Source organism: Streptomyces sp. KR55 (genome assembly GCF_052245645.1).
In the GTDB taxonomy this organism is placed as follows: domain Bacteria; phylum Actinomycetota; class Actinomycetes; order Streptomycetales; family Streptomycetaceae; genus Streptomyces; species Streptomyces flavusporus.
Genome location: NZ_JBQQCE010000067.1, coordinates 13,248 through 28,349 on the forward strand (window position 1 = coordinate 13,248; position 15,102 = coordinate 28,349).

The 15,102-nt window shown below is 70.8% G+C and carries 27 protein-coding genes and 2 tRNA genes; 28 read left to right on the forward strand and 1 reads right to left on the reverse strand.

Translation table 11 applies throughout. The features are described from left to right. The 27 genes from ACTWQJ_RS12705 to ACTWQJ_RS12835 all read left to right on the forward strand — a co-directional run bounded on the left by ACTWQJ_RS12705 (position 1) and on the right by ACTWQJ_RS12835 (position 13,242). A complete protein-coding gene (locus ACTWQJ_RS12705) occupies positions 1–135 on the forward strand; it encodes a hypothetical protein (protein WP_443306735.1) in 135 nt (44 codons plus the stop codon). Then, a complete protein-coding gene (locus tag ACTWQJ_RS12710) occupies positions 132–1,556 on the forward strand; it encodes a glycosyltransferase (protein WP_443306736.1) in 1,425 nt (474 codons plus the stop codon). Before ACTWQJ_RS12705 ends, ACTWQJ_RS12710 begins: the two co-directional genes overlap by 4 nt. Then, complete coding sequence (locus tag ACTWQJ_RS12715; RefSeq protein WP_443306737.1) at positions 1,553–2,824, forward strand: hypothetical protein; 1,272 nt, start codon at positions 1,553–1,555, stop codon at positions 2,822–2,824. Before ACTWQJ_RS12710 ends, ACTWQJ_RS12715 begins: the two co-directional genes overlap by 4 nt. Positions 2,825–2,827: 3 nt before the next feature. Next, positions 2,828–3,298 (forward strand): hypothetical protein, encoded by a 471-nt coding sequence (locus tag ACTWQJ_RS12720; protein WP_443306738.1) that lies wholly within the window; start codon positions 2,828–2,830, stop codon positions 3,296–3,298. Next, positions 3,295–3,519 (forward strand): hypothetical protein, encoded by a 225-nt coding sequence (locus ACTWQJ_RS12725; RefSeq protein ID WP_443306739.1) that lies wholly within the window; start codon positions 3,295–3,297, stop codon positions 3,517–3,519. Before ACTWQJ_RS12720 ends, ACTWQJ_RS12725 begins: the two co-directional genes overlap by 4 nt. Continuing rightward, positions 3,516–3,902 (forward strand): hypothetical protein, encoded by a 387-nt coding sequence (locus tag ACTWQJ_RS12730; RefSeq protein ID WP_443306740.1) that lies wholly within the window; start codon positions 3,516–3,518, stop codon positions 3,900–3,902. The genes ACTWQJ_RS12725 and ACTWQJ_RS12730 overlap by 4 nt, the downstream gene beginning before the upstream one ends. Continuing rightward, the gene (locus tag ACTWQJ_RS12735) at positions 3,899–4,210 is read left to right on the forward strand and encodes a hypothetical protein (protein WP_443306741.1); all 312 of its coding nucleotides are present in this window, start codon (positions 3,899–3,901) and stop codon (positions 4,208–4,210) included. Before ACTWQJ_RS12730 ends, ACTWQJ_RS12735 begins: the two co-directional genes overlap by 4 nt. After that, positions 4,200–4,466, forward strand: a complete 267-nt coding sequence (locus tag ACTWQJ_RS12740; protein ID WP_443306742.1) for a hypothetical protein — start codon at positions 4,200–4,202, stop codon at positions 4,464–4,466. Before ACTWQJ_RS12735 ends, ACTWQJ_RS12740 begins: the two co-directional genes overlap by 11 nt. Further along, positions 4,459–4,704 carry a hypothetical protein gene (locus ACTWQJ_RS12745; RefSeq protein ID WP_443306743.1) on the forward strand — a complete coding sequence of 82 codons (246 nt, stop codon included), beginning with the start codon at positions 4,459–4,461 and terminating at the stop codon, positions 4,702–4,704. Before ACTWQJ_RS12740 ends, ACTWQJ_RS12745 begins: the two co-directional genes overlap by 8 nt. Continuing rightward, positions 4,691–5,260 carry a DUF7341 domain-containing protein gene (locus ACTWQJ_RS12750; protein WP_443306744.1) on the forward strand — a complete coding sequence of 190 codons (570 nt, stop codon included), beginning with the start codon at positions 4,691–4,693 and terminating at the stop codon, positions 5,258–5,260. The genes ACTWQJ_RS12745 and ACTWQJ_RS12750 overlap by 14 nt, the downstream gene beginning before the upstream one ends. 159 nt (positions 5,261–5,419) lie before the next feature. Continuing rightward, positions 5,420–5,767, forward strand: coding sequence for a hypothetical protein (locus ACTWQJ_RS12755; protein WP_443306745.1), 348 nt, complete (start codon positions 5,420–5,422; stop codon positions 5,765–5,767). A 38-nt stretch (positions 5,768–5,805) separates the two neighbouring features. Beyond that, positions 5,806–6,051, forward strand: a complete 246-nt coding sequence (locus ACTWQJ_RS12760; RefSeq protein WP_443306746.1) for a hypothetical protein — start codon at positions 5,806–5,808, stop codon at positions 6,049–6,051. A gap of 45 nt (positions 6,052–6,096) precedes the next feature. Next, positions 6,097–6,168 (forward strand) — tRNA-Leu (locus tag ACTWQJ_RS12765). Positions 6,169–6,201: 33 nt separating this feature from the next. Beyond that, positions 6,202–7,407, forward strand: a complete 1,206-nt coding sequence (locus tag ACTWQJ_RS12770; protein WP_443306747.1) for a DUF932 domain-containing protein — start codon at positions 6,202–6,204, stop codon at positions 7,405–7,407. Between the two features lie 107 nt (positions 7,408–7,514). Continuing rightward, positions 7,515–7,587 (forward strand) — tRNA-Ile (locus ACTWQJ_RS12775). 86 nt (positions 7,588–7,673) lie between these two features. Further along, positions 7,674–8,048 (forward strand): hypothetical protein, encoded by a 375-nt coding sequence (locus ACTWQJ_RS12780; protein WP_443306748.1) that lies wholly within the window; start codon positions 7,674–7,676, stop codon positions 8,046–8,048. Between the two features lie 2 nt (positions 8,049–8,050). Then, positions 8,051–8,431 (forward strand): zinc finger domain-containing protein, encoded by a 381-nt coding sequence (locus tag ACTWQJ_RS12785; protein WP_443306749.1) that lies wholly within the window; start codon positions 8,051–8,053, stop codon positions 8,429–8,431. Beyond that, complete coding sequence (locus tag ACTWQJ_RS12790) at positions 8,431–8,976, forward strand: hypothetical protein (protein ID WP_443306750.1); 546 nt, start codon at positions 8,431–8,433, stop codon at positions 8,974–8,976. Before ACTWQJ_RS12785 ends, ACTWQJ_RS12790 begins: the two co-directional genes overlap by 1 nt. Then, complete coding sequence (locus tag ACTWQJ_RS12795) at positions 8,973–9,446, forward strand: hypothetical protein (RefSeq protein ID WP_443306751.1); 474 nt, start codon at positions 8,973–8,975, stop codon at positions 9,444–9,446. The genes ACTWQJ_RS12790 and ACTWQJ_RS12795 overlap by 4 nt, the downstream gene beginning before the upstream one ends. Then, complete coding sequence (locus ACTWQJ_RS12800; protein WP_443306752.1) at positions 9,443–9,742, forward strand: hypothetical protein; 300 nt, start codon at positions 9,443–9,445, stop codon at positions 9,740–9,742. The genes ACTWQJ_RS12795 and ACTWQJ_RS12800 overlap by 4 nt, the downstream gene beginning before the upstream one ends. Next, positions 9,739–10,398: a hypothetical protein gene (locus tag ACTWQJ_RS12805; protein ID WP_443306753.1), complete on the forward strand. Its 660-nt coding sequence runs from the start codon at positions 9,739–9,741 to the stop codon at positions 10,396–10,398. Before ACTWQJ_RS12800 ends, ACTWQJ_RS12805 begins: the two co-directional genes overlap by 4 nt. A gap of 94 nt (positions 10,399–10,492) precedes the next feature. Then, on the forward strand, positions 10,493–11,053 hold the full coding sequence (locus tag ACTWQJ_RS12810; RefSeq protein ID WP_443306754.1) for a DUF6248 family natural product biosynthesis protein: 561 nt from the start codon (positions 10,493–10,495) through the stop codon (positions 11,051–11,053). After that, a complete protein-coding gene (locus ACTWQJ_RS12815) occupies positions 11,050–11,484 on the forward strand; it encodes a hypothetical protein (RefSeq protein WP_443306755.1) in 435 nt (144 codons plus the stop codon). Before ACTWQJ_RS12810 ends, ACTWQJ_RS12815 begins: the two co-directional genes overlap by 4 nt. Further along, on the forward strand, positions 11,474–11,944 hold the full coding sequence (locus ACTWQJ_RS12820; RefSeq protein WP_443306756.1) for a DUF6221 family protein: 471 nt from the start codon (positions 11,474–11,476) through the stop codon (positions 11,942–11,944). Before ACTWQJ_RS12815 ends, ACTWQJ_RS12820 begins: the two co-directional genes overlap by 11 nt. Continuing rightward, positions 11,941–12,159, forward strand: coding sequence for a hypothetical protein (locus ACTWQJ_RS12825; protein ID WP_443306757.1), 219 nt, complete (start codon positions 11,941–11,943; stop codon positions 12,157–12,159). The genes ACTWQJ_RS12820 and ACTWQJ_RS12825 overlap by 4 nt, the downstream gene beginning before the upstream one ends. Positions 12,160–12,318: 159 nt before the next feature. Continuing rightward, positions 12,319–12,702: a hypothetical protein gene (locus tag ACTWQJ_RS12830; RefSeq protein ID WP_443306758.1), complete on the forward strand. Its 384-nt coding sequence runs from the start codon at positions 12,319–12,321 to the stop codon at positions 12,700–12,702. Positions 12,703–12,846: 144 nt separating this feature from the next. Continuing rightward, complete coding sequence (locus ACTWQJ_RS12835) at positions 12,847–13,242, forward strand: helix-turn-helix transcriptional regulator (protein ID WP_443306759.1); 396 nt, start codon at positions 12,847–12,849, stop codon at positions 13,240–13,242. A 190-nt stretch (positions 13,243–13,432) separates the two neighbouring features. On the opposite strand, the gene ACTWQJ_RS12840 is transcribed toward ACTWQJ_RS12835, so the two are convergent. Then, positions 13,433–13,771, reverse strand: coding sequence for a hypothetical protein (locus ACTWQJ_RS12840; RefSeq protein WP_443306760.1), 339 nt, complete (start codon positions 13,769–13,771; stop codon positions 13,433–13,435). 236 nt (positions 13,772–14,007) lie between these two features. On the opposite strand from ACTWQJ_RS12840, the gene ACTWQJ_RS12845 reads away from it, so the two are divergent. Beyond that, positions 14,008–14,229 carry a hypothetical protein gene (locus ACTWQJ_RS12845; protein ID WP_443306761.1) on the forward strand — a complete coding sequence of 74 codons (222 nt, stop codon included), beginning with the start codon at positions 14,008–14,010 and terminating at the stop codon, positions 14,227–14,229. The last annotated feature ends 873 nt before the right edge of the window (positions 14,230–15,102 follow it).

Below are 15,102 nucleotides of genomic sequence, written 5' to 3' on the forward strand. Positions count from 1 at the left end.
TTGTACATCGGACTCGCCCACACCGGCATCGGCGCCGCGATCCTCACCGTCGTCGCCATCGCCACCACCGTCACCGGCTTCGTCACCAAGCGTGCCGCGAAGCGCGCCGGCCGCAGGCAGGGGGACGGACAGTGAGCCTCACCGTCACCGTGCTGGTCCCCGCCCACAACGAGGTGGACACCATCACCAGATGCATAGCCGCGGTGCGCGCCAGCACCTACCCCGTACAGCGGATCGTCGTGGTCGCCGACGCCTGCACCGACAACACCGCCCAGCTCGCCCGCCAGGCCGGCGCCGACGTCGTCCTGGAGACCGACTTCAAGGACAAGGCCGCCGCGCAGAACGCCGCCCTGTGGGACATCGACACCGATCTCGTGGTCGGCTTCGACGGCGACACGTGGCCGGACCCCGACTGCATCCGGCTGATGGTGGAGCACATCGAGCGGGACGGCCTGGACGCCACCTGCTCGACGATCCTCCCGGCTCAGGGCTCTCAGGTCCCGTACACGAAGACCGGCTTGCTCGGCCGCGCGCAAGCCGCGTTCTTCACCCGCTCCCGCCGCTTCGCGTACGCGCTCGGCCGCCGCTGGTGGCGGCTGTGCCAGGCCAAGGTCGGCCGCATCCAGGTCCTCACCGGCGCCTGCTACACCTTCCGCACGGCGGCGATCCAGGGCATCGGCGGCTTCCCCAACGGGCTCATCACCGCCGACATGGACGCCACCTGGGCGCTGCACGGCGCCGGCTACCGGCTCGACTACACCGGCGACGCCCTCGCCTGGACCCTCGATCCCGAGGACTTCCACACCTACCGCAACCAGATGCGCCGCTGGTCCTCCGGCTACTACCAGAACATGGCCAAGCACCGGCGCCAGCTGCGGAACTGGCGCAGCCTGCTGGTGGTCGGCGGCGCCATCTTCGACCTGGTGTCGCTGTTCGTCGTCGAGGCGATGCTGGTGCACGCCGCGGTCACCGGCACCAACGAGTCGCTGCTGCGCGCGTTCGTGTTCTGGACGGCCGTGCACACGGTGGTGTCGATGGGCTTCGTCGCCTCCGTCGTCGGCATCAAGGAGGCCGTCCTCGGCGTCGTCCCGTACACGATCGTCAACTACTACAACAAGTGGCTGTACCTGTGCGGCTTCGTCCGCGAGTGGATCCTCGGCCGCCACTACGCCAGCTGGACCGGCCGCCAGGGCCGGAAGACCGTCATCACCCCCATGACGATGCGCCGCCGCTGGGCACTCGGACAGATCAGCGTCGTGGCCGGGACGGCCGCCATGGTCGGCGGCGGCTACCTCGGCAACACCTCACTCTTCGGCCTCGGCGCCGCCCTGGCCACCGTCGTCCCGATCGCCCTCGTGCCCTGGCTGGGCACCGGCAAGCGCAGGGCCCCGCGTGCCACGGCGCCCGCGACCACCCCCGCCGCCGCGCCGCCGGACGACGACACCGAGCAGATCCCCGTGGCCAAGCTGCTCGATCCCGACACGGAGACCACGCTCACCCTGCCCATCCCACGCCAGCGCGTGGCCTCCCCGCTCAGTGAAGGGGCTCACCGATGAGCAGCAGCGCTTCCCCCAAGCTGGCCACGTTCCGCCTGTACCGGGACCACGACGTCTCGGGTATCTCCGGCGAAGGCGTCGTCGCCGAGGGCGTCCAGTTCTCTGACGGCTGGGTTGTCACGCACTGGTTGGACCGGCCCCCGATGAATGAGCCGAAGACCGACGTGTGGCACCACAAGGGCACCGGCCCGGTCACGAAGATCCATGGCCACGGCGGCTCCACCCGCATCGTGTGGACAGACGATGTGGCGGCCGCACGCCGCGAGGGCCTCGCCCACATTGCTGAGGCGTACGACGTGCCCACGCAGCTGCTCGGCCCCGAGGCGGAACGGGCCTACCTGCACAGGCAGATGGCCGCCGCGCTGCTCGATGCGTGGCAGGCGAGGGGCACCGTCGTTGACCATCCCGAGGGCCACTGTGCGACCTTCGCTGACGCCGTCATGCCGATAGTCGAGGCGGTGCTGCGGGATCGCGACGACGCTCAGGCCATGGTCGGACGTGCCCATGCGCTCGCGAGCCGCTGGCAGGCCGCGCACGGCGCGTCGATGTTCCTCGTGCGGGCCGCCGGCGCCGAACTCCGTGACGAACTGGACGGCGAGACGGAGTTGACCTTCGCCCACCTGACGGTCGACCTCTCGAACTGGGAGCGCGCCTTCGCTCGCGTGAGGCGTGACCCGCGGGCCGACGACCCCTCGTACGACCTGATTGAAGGCGACGGCACGGGGCGGCCCATTGGCCTGCTCGCGACCCTGCAAGGGTCAGCCCGCCCAACTGCGAGCAGCTGCTCGAACCCCGATCACGCCTGCGGGACGTGCGGTGAGTGCGCCTACGAACACGAGGGCGAGGTATGCCCCGACGGGGCCGAGCCACTGGCCGCCGACCACGGCCCGCCGAACCAGGGCCCGTTGACCGGCATCGAGGTGCGGGACCCGTGCCCGCACTGCGAGGGCGGCCCGCTCATCCCACGCCGCCAGATGATCGTGCATATGCGGGAGCACCACCCAGGCGTGGTCCTCGACTTCCCGCTCGGCTGGCGCGTGGCCCGCGCCGTGCCCCTGAAGGAGCACAACCCAAAGTGCAACTACGCCCAGACCCGGGGCGCACTCCTCTGCGACTGCCATGTCCTCTTCCCCGAGCAGCAGAGCGACGACCCGGCCAGCGTCACCGTGCGGCTCGACAACTCGGCCGCCACCTTCACCCCGCGCGCTGACCCGAAGACGCAGAACCGAGGCGGCTGCTGCGACTGCCCGCACGAGATGGAGGCCTGACCCGTGACCCGCATCGTCCGCCGGCTCGGCAGCACCCCCGCCGAGCGAGGCAGCACCTCCGCGACCAACTGCCCCGACGTCCTCGAACTCGCCTCCGGCGACTTCCTCATCATCGGCAAGCTGCCCGGCATCGGCACCGTCGTCACCGATGCGCTCGCCGCCCACGGCGCCAGCATCGGCCTCGACGAGCGGGCCGTGATCGTGCCCCGGCAGTGCCTGATCGACGCCGCCCGCGACCTCACCGGGAAGCACACGACCCCGAGCGAAGAACTCCGAGCCGCAGCCTCGCTACTCGCCGACAGCCCGGCCGCCGTGCAAGCCCTCTACGACGGCCTGCACGGAGCGCTCTGCCGCGAGCAGGGCCCGGAATGCGACGCCGCCGCCCCGCTGTTCCGCGACGCCATCCGGGCCGGACTCCTCAACGCCCAGACCGCCAACCTCACCGCCGACGACACGCCCCGGGAGCACCCGTGATCTGCCGTCCCTGCCGCGACGCCGCCGACGGCGTGCCCGGCGCCCGCCACTGCGGCGAGCCCGACGTCCCCAGCACGCGGTGCGCCTGCCAGCACCGGCCGCCCACCCGGCGCGCCCAGGACACCCCCAAGACGACCGTCGTCATCCACGTCCACCCGGACCCGCCGCACATCCGCGACGCGATCCGGGACGTACGCCGATACGGCGTGGGGAGGGGGTGACGATGCAACCCGCCTTCACCCGCGGCTTCCGCCTCCACCACAACGGCAGCATCATCCACGGCGCCGAGTTCCCTGGCGGCGAAGTCATCGTTGCCGACGACCCCGAGTACGGGCTCGGCACTGCTGCCCTGTCCCTGGAGGACCTGCTGAAGGGCTACCACGGCGCCCGCGTCGAGTGGCCCGGCGACCAGCTGGTGCCCACGGCGCTGTTCTTGGACCTGGTGAACATCGTCGCCAACGCCCGGCGGGACCGGCCCTTCCCCGAGGCCACCGCGCGCGCTGTCCTCGGACAGCTCACGAAGTACCTCGGCTACGACGTCGCCGAGCGCGCCGCCGAGCAGGAAGCCAACCGCGCGCTGGCCCGTGGGGAGACGCATCTGTGACGTCCCACCCGATCGAAGAGAACGCCGGGCACTGGTGGCTGTGCTGCGGGAAATGGCGGCGTCTGCACGCCATCCCCGGCGCCGTCATCGACCCCAGCGACGAGGACGCCAGAGAGCGGCTGTGCTACTGGCCCGGCGTCCCCGCCCGCGCTGCCTGCAAGCTGCGCCGCCGCTGGCAGATGCCCGGCCTGTTCTCCCGCCTCGGCCGGCGCCGCTGCGTCTCCTGCTGCCGCGCCCTCGGCATCGAGCCCGGCTACGGCACCCCCGCCAACGAGAACCACCGCAAGGAGCAAGCCGATGGACGCTGAGAAGCGCGTCATCACGATCGACCGCCACGAGTGGGTGCTGAAGTCGCCCGCGCACTACACGGAGGTGGACAAGGCCGTCGCGGTCGCCAACACCGAGCGCGCCCAGCAGGCCGCCCGCGGCAAGCGCACCGAGGACGTGCACATCAGCGCGTCCGACGACGAGGTGATCGTCTCGTTCGAGACGGAGCGCCCGAAGAGCCCCAAGCGGAGCGGCGTCGCCTTCCCTACGGGCGAGGCGGAGGCCGCAGATGCCTGAGACCAAGGCCGAGATCACCATCAAGGGCTGCACGGATCACGGCTGGTTCGAGCGGCGCATCTTCGGTTGGGCCTGGTGGTGGCAGGCGTACATCCCGTTCGGCAGTCAGCGCAGCGGCTTCGCACGTACCAAGGAGAAGGCACGCGCCAAGGCGGAGGCGGCGGCCCGCGACCTGGCAGCGAAGGAGAACGCGCCGTACGAGCGGTACAAGTACGAGGTGACCGATGCAGACGCTTGACGGCCTGGTCGCCGACCTCGTCGACCGCTACACCGGCGACGGACAGCACCCCGGCGACGGCGGCCCCGGCCTCATCCACCGCCTCGACCAACTCGCCCTGCGCACCGCCCAGCCACGCGAGGCCGGCGGCCACTCCACGCCCGGCTCCCGCCCGCCGGCCTCACTGGACCCCATGCACTGGTCCGAAGCGATCAAGGCACAGGCGCGGATCCTCGACATGGAGCTGCGCGGCTCGACGCACATGCAGCGCTGGGACCGGGCGTTGAAGGCGCTGCCTGCGGGCGCGGAGGCGACCGGCCGCGTCGGTGAGGTCACGCACACCGTAGGGCTGTGGCATTCCACCGTGCGCACCGTGCTCGGTCTCCAGTCGCCGTCGCGGGAGATGCGCGGGGTGCGCTGCCTGGTGTGTGGTCAGGCCACGATCCACTGCCGCCCGGACGACGACCGGCCGCGCGCATGGTGCGTCAACTCGGAGTGCGCCGACGACGAGACCGGGCGGCCCGCCCGGTACGAGGGGTCGCGCTTGTACCTGCTCACCGAGAACAGGGCGTCATAAGGGGGCGCCGGTGATCGGCGGTTGATCGTCAACGGGGGCGCGGGGTGTGGGAGTTGTCAAAGAAATCACGACTGATGTCTTGTGGTGACTAGTACTTCCTCGTACAATTTTCTACATGGGGCCGGGTCAACGGCCCCGGTAGACCACGCAGGGGGTGCCATGAACCGCAGGATCACCGTCGCCGAATACCTCGTACGGCGCGGGCTCCCGGCCGACTGGAACTACGGCTCCCCCCTCGGTCGCGTCGCCGCGCGGATCTACCGGCAGACCTACGGCCGGGAGCCGGGCCGGGCCTGGCGGTTCATCAACGGCCGTTTCCGGCAGGTCATGACCTACGCGCCCGGCGAGCAGCACGTGTTGGCCCGCGCGTGGGAGCTGTACGGCTGCACGGCCGGGCGCGCTCCCGCTCCGGTCGTCCGCCCCCGCCGCACCCCGACGCCCCGGCTGACCAGCGTCGACGCGATGCGGTGGACCCCGACCAGGGGCCCGCTCCGCAGCCACCCGTAGCCCACCCGCCGCCCGCACCCACCGCCGAAGGGGGAGTCATGTCAGACACGCTGATCCGTTCGATCGACTTGATCGGGCCCGGTGACCTGGTCATCTACCACGGCTCGATCGAGAGCCGCCACGGCCTGTGGCTGGCCATCCCTTGCCCCTGCCAGATCTGCCGCGCCATGGACGTGTTCGGGATCCCGGACCTCCGCTTCGCGCTGGTCGACCCGTGGGGCGAGCTGTCCGGCCCGCACCACGTGCGCCGCGAGTCCATCACCCGCTCCGCCGCCTGCGGCTGAGCACCAGACCGGCGGCCGGGTAACCCCCCGCCCGGCCGCCACCCCGGGCCTGTAGCTCAGCGGTGAGAGCAGGCGCCTTAAAACCGCCGGTCGTCGGTTCGACTCCGACCGGGCCCACAACGACACAACCGACCAGCCTGGAGGGGCACCGTGACCATCACCGACGTCAACACCGCGTTCGCCGCAGAGAAGACCGCGCAGATCGAATCCGTCCGCCAGCGCGAGCGCGCATTCCAGGCCCGCATCGACCGGGGCGAGATCCGCATGGTCGGCCAGGACCGGTACGAGGTACTCACCGGCTGGGACCGCGGGGAGACCTTCACCGTCTCCCGCAACACCCAGGGCCAGATCGACGGGATCATCGCCCAGCACGGCCTCGACTCCCGCGCGGACGGCACGATCGCCCTGTACGCGTCGTCCCCGGCCTGGCACGGCCTCGGCCAGATCATCCCCGGCGGCACCACGGACATCGACAAGGTGCTGGAGCTGTCCGGCCTGGACTTCGACGTGGACACCGTCCCCGCGCTGTACCGGTGGGGCGGGGAACTGCGCGAGCACGCCGACCAGTTCCACACCGTGCGCACCGACACCGGTGCCGCCCTCGGAGTCGTCGGCCGGAAGTACCAGCCGATCCAGAACCGGCAGGGCTTCGAGTTCCTCCAGGAACTGGTGGGCCGCTACGACGTCGTCTGGGAGTCCGCAGGTCCGCTGCGCGGCGGGAAGCGCGTGTTCATCTCCATCCGCCTTCCAGAGACCGTGACGGTGGACGCTGACGGCATCGGAGACGTCGTAGTGCCGTACGTCGCCGTGATGAACGACCACAGCGGGCAGGGCCAGTTCCAGTGCGTCGTCACCCCCTGGCGGCCGGTCTGCGCCAACACCGAGCGCTTCGCCGTACGCGACGCCGTCACCCGCTGGGCTGTCCGCCACACCGCCGGGGCCACCTCGGAGATCAAGGAGGCCCGCCGCACGCTCGGCCTGTCCGTGAAGTACTTCGAGCGGTTCGCCGACGAGGAGACCGCGCTCGCCCGCACGGACATCGCCGTCGCCGACTTCCACCAGGTGATCGCCGACCTGTGGCCCCTCGACGACGACGCCAGCGACGCGAAGAAGAACAACTTCGCCGCCCGGCTCGGCGCCCTCGACGACCTGTTCCGCACCGAGACCGAGCGGGTCGGCCGCACCGCCTACGCCGCCGAGCGCGCCATCACCGGCTACCTCGACCACCTCGCGCCCCGCCGCCCCCCGAAGTCCATGACCGAAGAGATCTTCCGGGCGACCGCCGTCATGGAAGGCGCCGACGACGACACCAAGACCCGGGCCCACAAGCGGCTCCTGCTGCTCCGCAAGAGCTGACCGAGACCGGCGGCCGGGCTCCCTCCCCCCTGGCCCGGCCGCCCTCCAGGGCCGCGCCCCGCTTCCCCCCACCGCACCGGGGCGCGGCCCGCACAACTCAACATCGACACGCTGTAGCTCAGTTGGTAGAGCGCGGATCTTATAAGTCCTGGGTCGCGGGTTCGAGCCCCGCCAGCGTGACTCCCCGGCGACGGGACATGCAACCGCGCTACGGCGCACCGACTCGCTTCCCGCCGCCGGGCCCCAACCGCCCACGGGAGCCCTTCATGACGACGCCCGAACGGCAGCTGTCCCAGGCCGCCGACTTCATCCGCGAGTTCAACCACGCGACGATCATCACCGGCGAGGACTGGCAGTACCCCGGCCACTCCTACAACGCGATCGGCCAGCTCGCCCACCTCATCCGCATGCTGCCCCAGGCCATCGAGCAGACCGCCGGCCCCGTGGAGCGCACGCACCAGGACAGCCGGCTGCTCATCGACGGCGGCGGCGACCCGGCCAAGGCCGTGCAGCACCTGCGCGCCGCGCTGAAGACCGCCGTCCAGGCCGCCGAGCTGCTCACCAAGACCGTGGACCACCTCCACTCCGCAGCCTCCCCCATGGGCCTGGACATCCGCGGCCTGCCCGAATTCGAGGACTGAGCATGGACACCACCCCGAACGACTGGCAGCGGGAGAACTTGCCGCCGCTCGCCGTCGCCTGCCCGGACTGCGGCTCGGCCGCCGGCCAACTGTGCACGAGCCACAGTGGCACCCGCGTACGCAACTCCCAGGTCCACCAGGCCCGTACCGCCGCCTGGGAGGCCGCGCAACTGGCCGCGAACCCGGCCGCGAAGCTCGTTGCGGACGCCGTGGCGGAGAAGCGGATCCGGCACGGCAAGCACGCCGCCGAGCTGCTCGACGCGCATGGCCACACCGCCGAGGCCGAGTGGATCCGACGCGCCGTCTCCGAGCGCAACGGGCTGATGTCCGCCAAGCAGGCCGCCGCGCTCATCCTCGACGAGGCCGAAGGCGGTGAAAGCTGATGGCCGCCGACTGGCCGTTCGACGAGGACGCCGACCGCGATGACCCGCTCGCCAAGCTGCGCATCCCGGTGACCGGCGTGCACCCCAGGTGGCGGTACATCGCCTGCTTCGACCGCGAGTCCGAGGCCTGGCCCACCGACGCTGAAGCGAAGATGCTGGCCTCGTTCATTCGCGAGTACATCGAGCACTGGTTCAACGAGCGCTACCAGCAGCACCTCGCCGAGCGCCCCCTCGACGTGGACGGCGGCTGCAACACCGTCATCTTCCACAAGTGGGCGGACGACGACTGGTCGTACCGCCTCAACAGCTGGGAGTACGGCCCGTTCTGGGTGCCCGTCGCACCCCGGCTGCGCGGCGGCCAGCACAACTACAAGAGGCTGGCAAAGCACTCGCTCGTCGAGGTCATGGACCGCAAGCACACAATCGGCGACGAGTCCCTGCCCCGCTGGCTGAAGTGGAAGGCGGCGCACCCTGACGTCTTCCCCGCGGCACACGAGGATGCGCCGACGCGCGCCACCGGCGACAGCAAGGGGGCGACGCAGTGAGCCAGCCGCCCGCCATGACGCCCGCCGTGCGCCAGGCCCTCGTGCGCCAGCTCATCGAGCAGGACCCGACACTGAGCAGCCGCGCCATCGCAGATCAGATCGGCGTCGGCAAGGACACCGTGCTCCGCGACCTGCGCGCCATCCGCCAGGCGGACAGCCAGTCTGTGCCGGAACCGGCCGCCACCGAGCCGGAGAGTGCGCCGGAAGAGCCGGACGACGTCCCGGACGATGCGCCACCTGCGTCACCCGCCGACGACCGTCTCACCGTGGCGTACGACGACCAGCTGCGCGCCGGCCTCGCCGTGCTCGCCGAGGCCGGGCACAGCCAGGAGGACGCCGTACGGCTCGCCGTCGCCGTCCTCGCCCGCGCCTACGAAGGCGCCTGGAAGTTCGGCCTCTATCCGCACGGCGTGGCGCCCCGCGTCCACCACGTCGACCTCTACCCGTACGACCCGAAGGCCCCACGATGAACTACCGCCCGTATCCGGACGTCGACCGCGCCCTCGCCCAGCTGGAGCGCGGGCGCGTACGCGAGCCTGTACAGGTCGTCACCCTGCTCGCGGACACAACCGCCCTCGAGGCCGCCCTCCGCCGGATCGGCGAGGCGCTCAGGCCCCGCCAGACTGGCAAGGCCGCCATCACCGCGGCGATCGTCGACGAGGCGGTGAAGGCCGGCGAGCACGTCCACGTCGCCGGCCGGGACGGCGTGCGCTGCGCCGGCGGTGACGACGCTTGCTCGGTGCCGAGCAAGGAGCCGGACCGGTGAGCGCCCCGATACCGAGGCCGCCGGGCCTATGGCGCGCCCTCGCCCGCGACGGACTCCTCAACCCGGAAGAGGCCGCCGCCCGGGCCGCGGTCATCGCCGAGCACGCCGCACGCGTGACTGCCGCCGAGGCGGAGGCCGGGTCGGCCGAGCCGAAGCCGGCGCTGCCGCCACGGGAGCGCCTCGTGCCATACGAGGAACTGCTGGAGCGGGCAGGCTGGCGCATCGTCGTCACCGCCACCGACGAACGGGCCCGTCTCGAAGCCTTCCACCGGGACGCCGTCATCATGGTCACCGCCAGCCTCGGCGGCGCATCTGGAGCCCGGCGCTACGTGTTGCCCGCCGCCGGCCGCGGCACGCCGCACTGGCGGCCCGTCAACCTCGCAGGCCTGGAGCACTTTGCGGCGACCCTCCAGCTGCCCCCGAAGACCAAGCGGGTCCGGCTCACGTCCAAGTGCACCTGCGACAAGCGGAGATACCCGAGCGAGGCGATCGCCAAGGACGCCATCGTCGAGGTCACGATCAAGCGGGTGGTGAAGATGCACACCCTCCAGTCCGAACGGCGCGCGTACCGCTGCCCCGACGACGACCGGGTCTGGCACCTGACCGCCATCGCGAAGTGGTACGACGACAAGCCCCAGAAGGCGAGGATCCCATGACCTCCCGCATCCTCGGCGCAGCCTGCCCGCTGCTGTTCCTGCTCGCCATCGTCGTCGTGCTCGTGCTGCTCGCCCGCGACCGCCGGAGGAACCGGTGACCGCGCCGATACGCCCCCAGCGGAAGCTCACCGAGGCGGAGTGGGACGTCGTGCGGCGCACGAAGCTCCTGAACCTGCACGGGGCGCTCATCCTCGGCATCGTCGACCCGGTGCCCAACCCGTCGCCCATGCCGGAGGCCGAGGGCGCCTGGGTGCGCGAGCACGTGTGGACCGAGCCCTTCCACAAGATCGACCGGAAGTATCCGTGGGGCTTCTGGCGCTGGTCCCTGTGCGAGAAGGGCACCTGCTGGAACTGCCTCAACCACCGGTGCGACCTGTGCATCCACCGGCAGAAGGGCGGCCCCGACATCGACGACAACGAAGAGTCGGTGCACAACCAGCACGGCAGGCACGTCGCCACCTTCATCCCGCGCCCCGGCGGCGAACCCTGCATGTGGTGGTGCCGCTGCCCCTGCCCGAAGACCGGCGAGGCCCCGGCCAAGCCCGAGCGCCGGCGCGCCGAGGCCGAGCCGGAGCCCCGCCCGAACCCGGTCGCGCCCCCGCGCCCGACGGAACGACAGCCCGCCCTCTTCGACTCGGAGATGATGAGCCCATGACTCCGCGCCCTGAAGCTGTGGCCGCCGCCAACTGGTGGGCCGAGCAGCTCGCCACGCTCCCGCAGCACGACGTCGGCGCACCGCTGAGCACGGCCTTCGCGAACGTCGCGACTGAGCACGGCAGACGGCAGCGCACCCCCGAACAGATCGACGCGTTCCGCACTGCCCTCGCCGACAGGATCGAGCAGCACGTCGCGCAGTACAGTTGGCGGCCCGACGAGCCGGACTTCGGCTCCTACATGCGCTCCATCGGCGTCGACTACGGGCCGGACGACGTGCTCGCGGACGCCGCCGAGCGCGCCGGCTTCAAGCTCACCTCATTCGACCTCCCGATGAAGACCGTGATGTGGATCAACCCCGGCATCGTGAAGGTCGCCGAGGGCCACGGCGCGGGGCCCGTAGTGATCTGGGAGGCGCCCGGTGACAGCTGACCTGGTGGCGTTCGTGCGCGCCCGGCTCGACGAAGACGAGCGAATCGCGCACGCAGCGTCGTGGGCTGATGAAGCGAACGCTTGGCATGCCGAGCCCTCACCGTTCGGGGCCCGGGACAACGGCCAGCGCTGGTTCATCGAGGACGCGATGGACGACGGCGTGGTCACGCACGTCGACCCGGCGGCCTCGGACGACGAAGGTGTGGCGCGGCACATCGCCCGCCATGACCCGGCCCGCGTCCTCGCCGAGATCGACGCCAAGCGGCGGATCCTCGCCGAGCACCAGCCGGACCGGTTCGGGGACTGCACCACGTGCGCGGGTCCAGAAGACTTCGACGACGACGCTGACGGGCACCGAACGTGGAGCAGGTCGGCGAAGCCGTTCCCGTGCCCGACGCTTCGCCTGCTTGCCCTGCCGTACGCCGACCACCCCGACTACCGAGAGGAATGGCGCCCATGACCATCGAGCGCGTCACTGTCCGAGTCCTGCTGCTGTTCGGCGACCAGGCCGAAGTCGTCGCCGACGTCCCGCCGGCCGAGCGCGGCGAGCCGGAGCGCTACCCGGCCGCCGAGATCGCCGCGGCGGTCGGTGTGCCGGTGAGCGATCTGCCCGGCATGCGGCTGACGGCCGTGGTCGGCGACGATGACCGGCTGTCGGGCTGGCAGCGGGCCTGATCGCCAACGGCCCCGCTCCCGAGGGGAGTTGGGGCCATTTTCTCGCCCGGAAGTGTTGCAAAGCGATGCAGGAAGGGTTCATAATAGAGGCAGAAGGAGCGAGGGCCGCAAACCCGAAGACCTTCACCAACCACCACAACTCAAGAGAGGACGGACAACATGTCTGACGAGTCCGAGCGGGAGACCCAGTACCTGGGCAACGCACTTCTCGCGGTCTACGCCCTGCTCCACCGGGTGTGCCTGCTGCTCCCGATCCCGATCCAGCTCCCCGAGTTCGAGGGGGACACCCTGCGGGGCACGGAGATGAACGAAGCGGTCGCCCGGGTCGTCAAGGTCATCGAAGACGAACCGGTCCACGAGTTCATCCAGTCCGGGATCTGGACGTCGTCCCTCCACTGGCTCTCCGCCTCCCACCTCTTCTCCAGGTACCTGGAGACCGGCGAGGACATCCTGAGCCTGGAGATCCGGCTCCAGATCGCGATCGCTCACGATGGCCTCCACGCCGTGGAAGACCTGCTGCTGGCAGAGGACCCGGACGTCTGACAGAGAAGGCCCCCGGCAGCCGCCGGGGGCCTTCCCGCAAGATCAGACGACCGGCAGGGGCCGGGCCGAAGCCCACGGACGCCGCAGCGCCCGCCGCAAAACCCCTGCCGGTCACCAACCATCCACGAAGGGACGGACACCACCATGGTAGGCACCCCCATCGGCGAGACGTACGCCGAGATCGCCGCCCGCCACGGCCGCGCCGAAGCCACCGTGCGGAACCGGTGGGCACGCCACCCCGAGTGGCCCGCCCCGATCGGCAAGCGCGGCAAGCAGCTGCTGTTCGACCCGGCCGCCGTCGACCAGGTGATCCACGAGCACATCGAGCGGCCCCCGGCCACCCTGGAGCCGCGCCGCCTGTACACCGCGAAGGAGATCGAGGCACTGACCGGCGTCACGGCCGCCACCATCCGCGCTGAACGCTCCAAGGGCCACTGGCCGCCCGCCGACGACACCTCCAGCCGCGCACACCGCTGGTACGGCGCCACCATCACCACGGCGCTCGCCGGACGCCGCGCCTACCGCAGGGCCGACGACTGACCGATGAAGTTACCGTGAGTGATCAGCAACGCGAGTCGGTGCAGAGTTCGTTACACCCTGGGCGTAACGAACTCTGCATGGCTGCGCTGCGGCTGTGACTGAACGTGATAGCGGCAGCCCTGGTGCAGCGCTTACGCTGAGCGCGAGCCCTCGAAAGGCGACCGTGAGGCCTGCGCCGCAGCGTGAACGGTCAGCCCGTGGACCCGTTGACCTCGCCGTCGTCGCTGTAGTCCAGCAGGTCTCCCGGGTCCTCGTCGACGTTGCCGAGCCCCTCGTTCTCCAGGAACCAGCCCATGCGCAGGGTGCCGTAGTCGTCGTCAGACAGCGACTCGCATTCGTCGGGCCGGTTCGTCTCCGTGGACTCCTTAGTGATGGCGTTGTAGCAGGCCTCTTCGATCTCGGCCTGCGTCGGCTGGCTGAGCCAGATGACGGTGCCGGCGATCCCGCCGGCTACGGCTACGGCAGAGGCGCTGATGATGGCGACGGTACGGCGCATGGTCCCCCCAAGGCGGTTCGTGTCAGTGGGCATGATGCGCACGGATGTGCCCAACGTGTAGAGGGTGTGGCGGTGTTGTGACATACCGGCACCGCCGAGACCCCCGGCTCTCGTCGGGGGCCCCGACGCGCGGGCACCACCCCACGCGCTGCCTCGGACCCGCCAGGGCACAACGCCAGCACCACGACAGTACGGCGGGTGCACCGCCAACACTCCCCAGACGTAGGGACCCCAGGGCAACTCGACGGCCGGCTCGGCACACTGGACGCGTGAGCACCACGCGCACTGGCCGGGACGGCCGGCCCCTCGTCACCACCGCCCAGGCCGCCTACTCCCTCGGCATGAAGCCAGGCCAGTTCCGCGCCTGGGCATCCCGCCACAGCGTGCGCCCCGCCGACCACCAGGCCAACCCCAAGCAGGGTCAGGCCCTCGCGCTGTGGGACCTCGCCGACCTCGCCGACGCCCTCAACCCCAAGCAGCCCGCTGCCTGACCTGTCAAGGCCCATGACCAGCGAGTATTGACAGGCGATCACCTGCGTGCGCATTCTGTGTCATGGTGCACGTAGTGCCTCACCAGCCACATCACATCGCCTGATGCATCAGCATCACCAACGCAGCGCACCAGCACCCACCCCGTCGGCAGCACCTGGCCTCCGCATCGGCCGTCTCAGCCGTCCGGTACCCCGACCCCACCCCCACTGCATACCCAGTGCATAGCCCTGCATAGTGGATCAACTCCCCCCGGAGCATGCATAGTTATGCGCCGAATACTCATGCATGGCCATGCGGCCGTGCACCCCGCTCGCCACGAGAACACGGCGAAACGGACATACGGTGCGTGCCGTGGCAGGGGAGGGGGGCACCACCCCCACGAGAAGATCGGCCGGCCCGGTGACCCCGCTTCGCTCTACCGCCGGAATCCGGTACGGGTCTGGGGCTCCTAATCCGCCGAAGCGAGCTCCAGTGGATTAGCCGCATACTCATGCACTGCATATCCATGCATCGCTATTCACCGCGAACTCGGCTCGACCATTTTTTCTCGGGCGGGTGATCATGCAGCCGCCGACGATCTGCCCCGGCTGCCGACAGCCCGTCCGTGGCCGCTGCCCCCGCTGTCATCAGGGCGAACGTGCCGAGCGGCGGGTACCGGCGGGGCCGAGGAAGCGGCCCGGGTACACGCGGCGCGAGCGGATCCGCAGGGCCGATGCGGTGCGCGCGTGGGTCGCTGAGAACGGGCTCGTCTGCCCCGGCTGGCAGCGCGATCCGCACCCGGCCGACGACCTGACGGCGGACCACATCGTGCCTCCGGGCGCGGGGGGCTCGGAGGCCGGACCGCTGCGGGTGCTGTGCCGCTCGTGCAACAG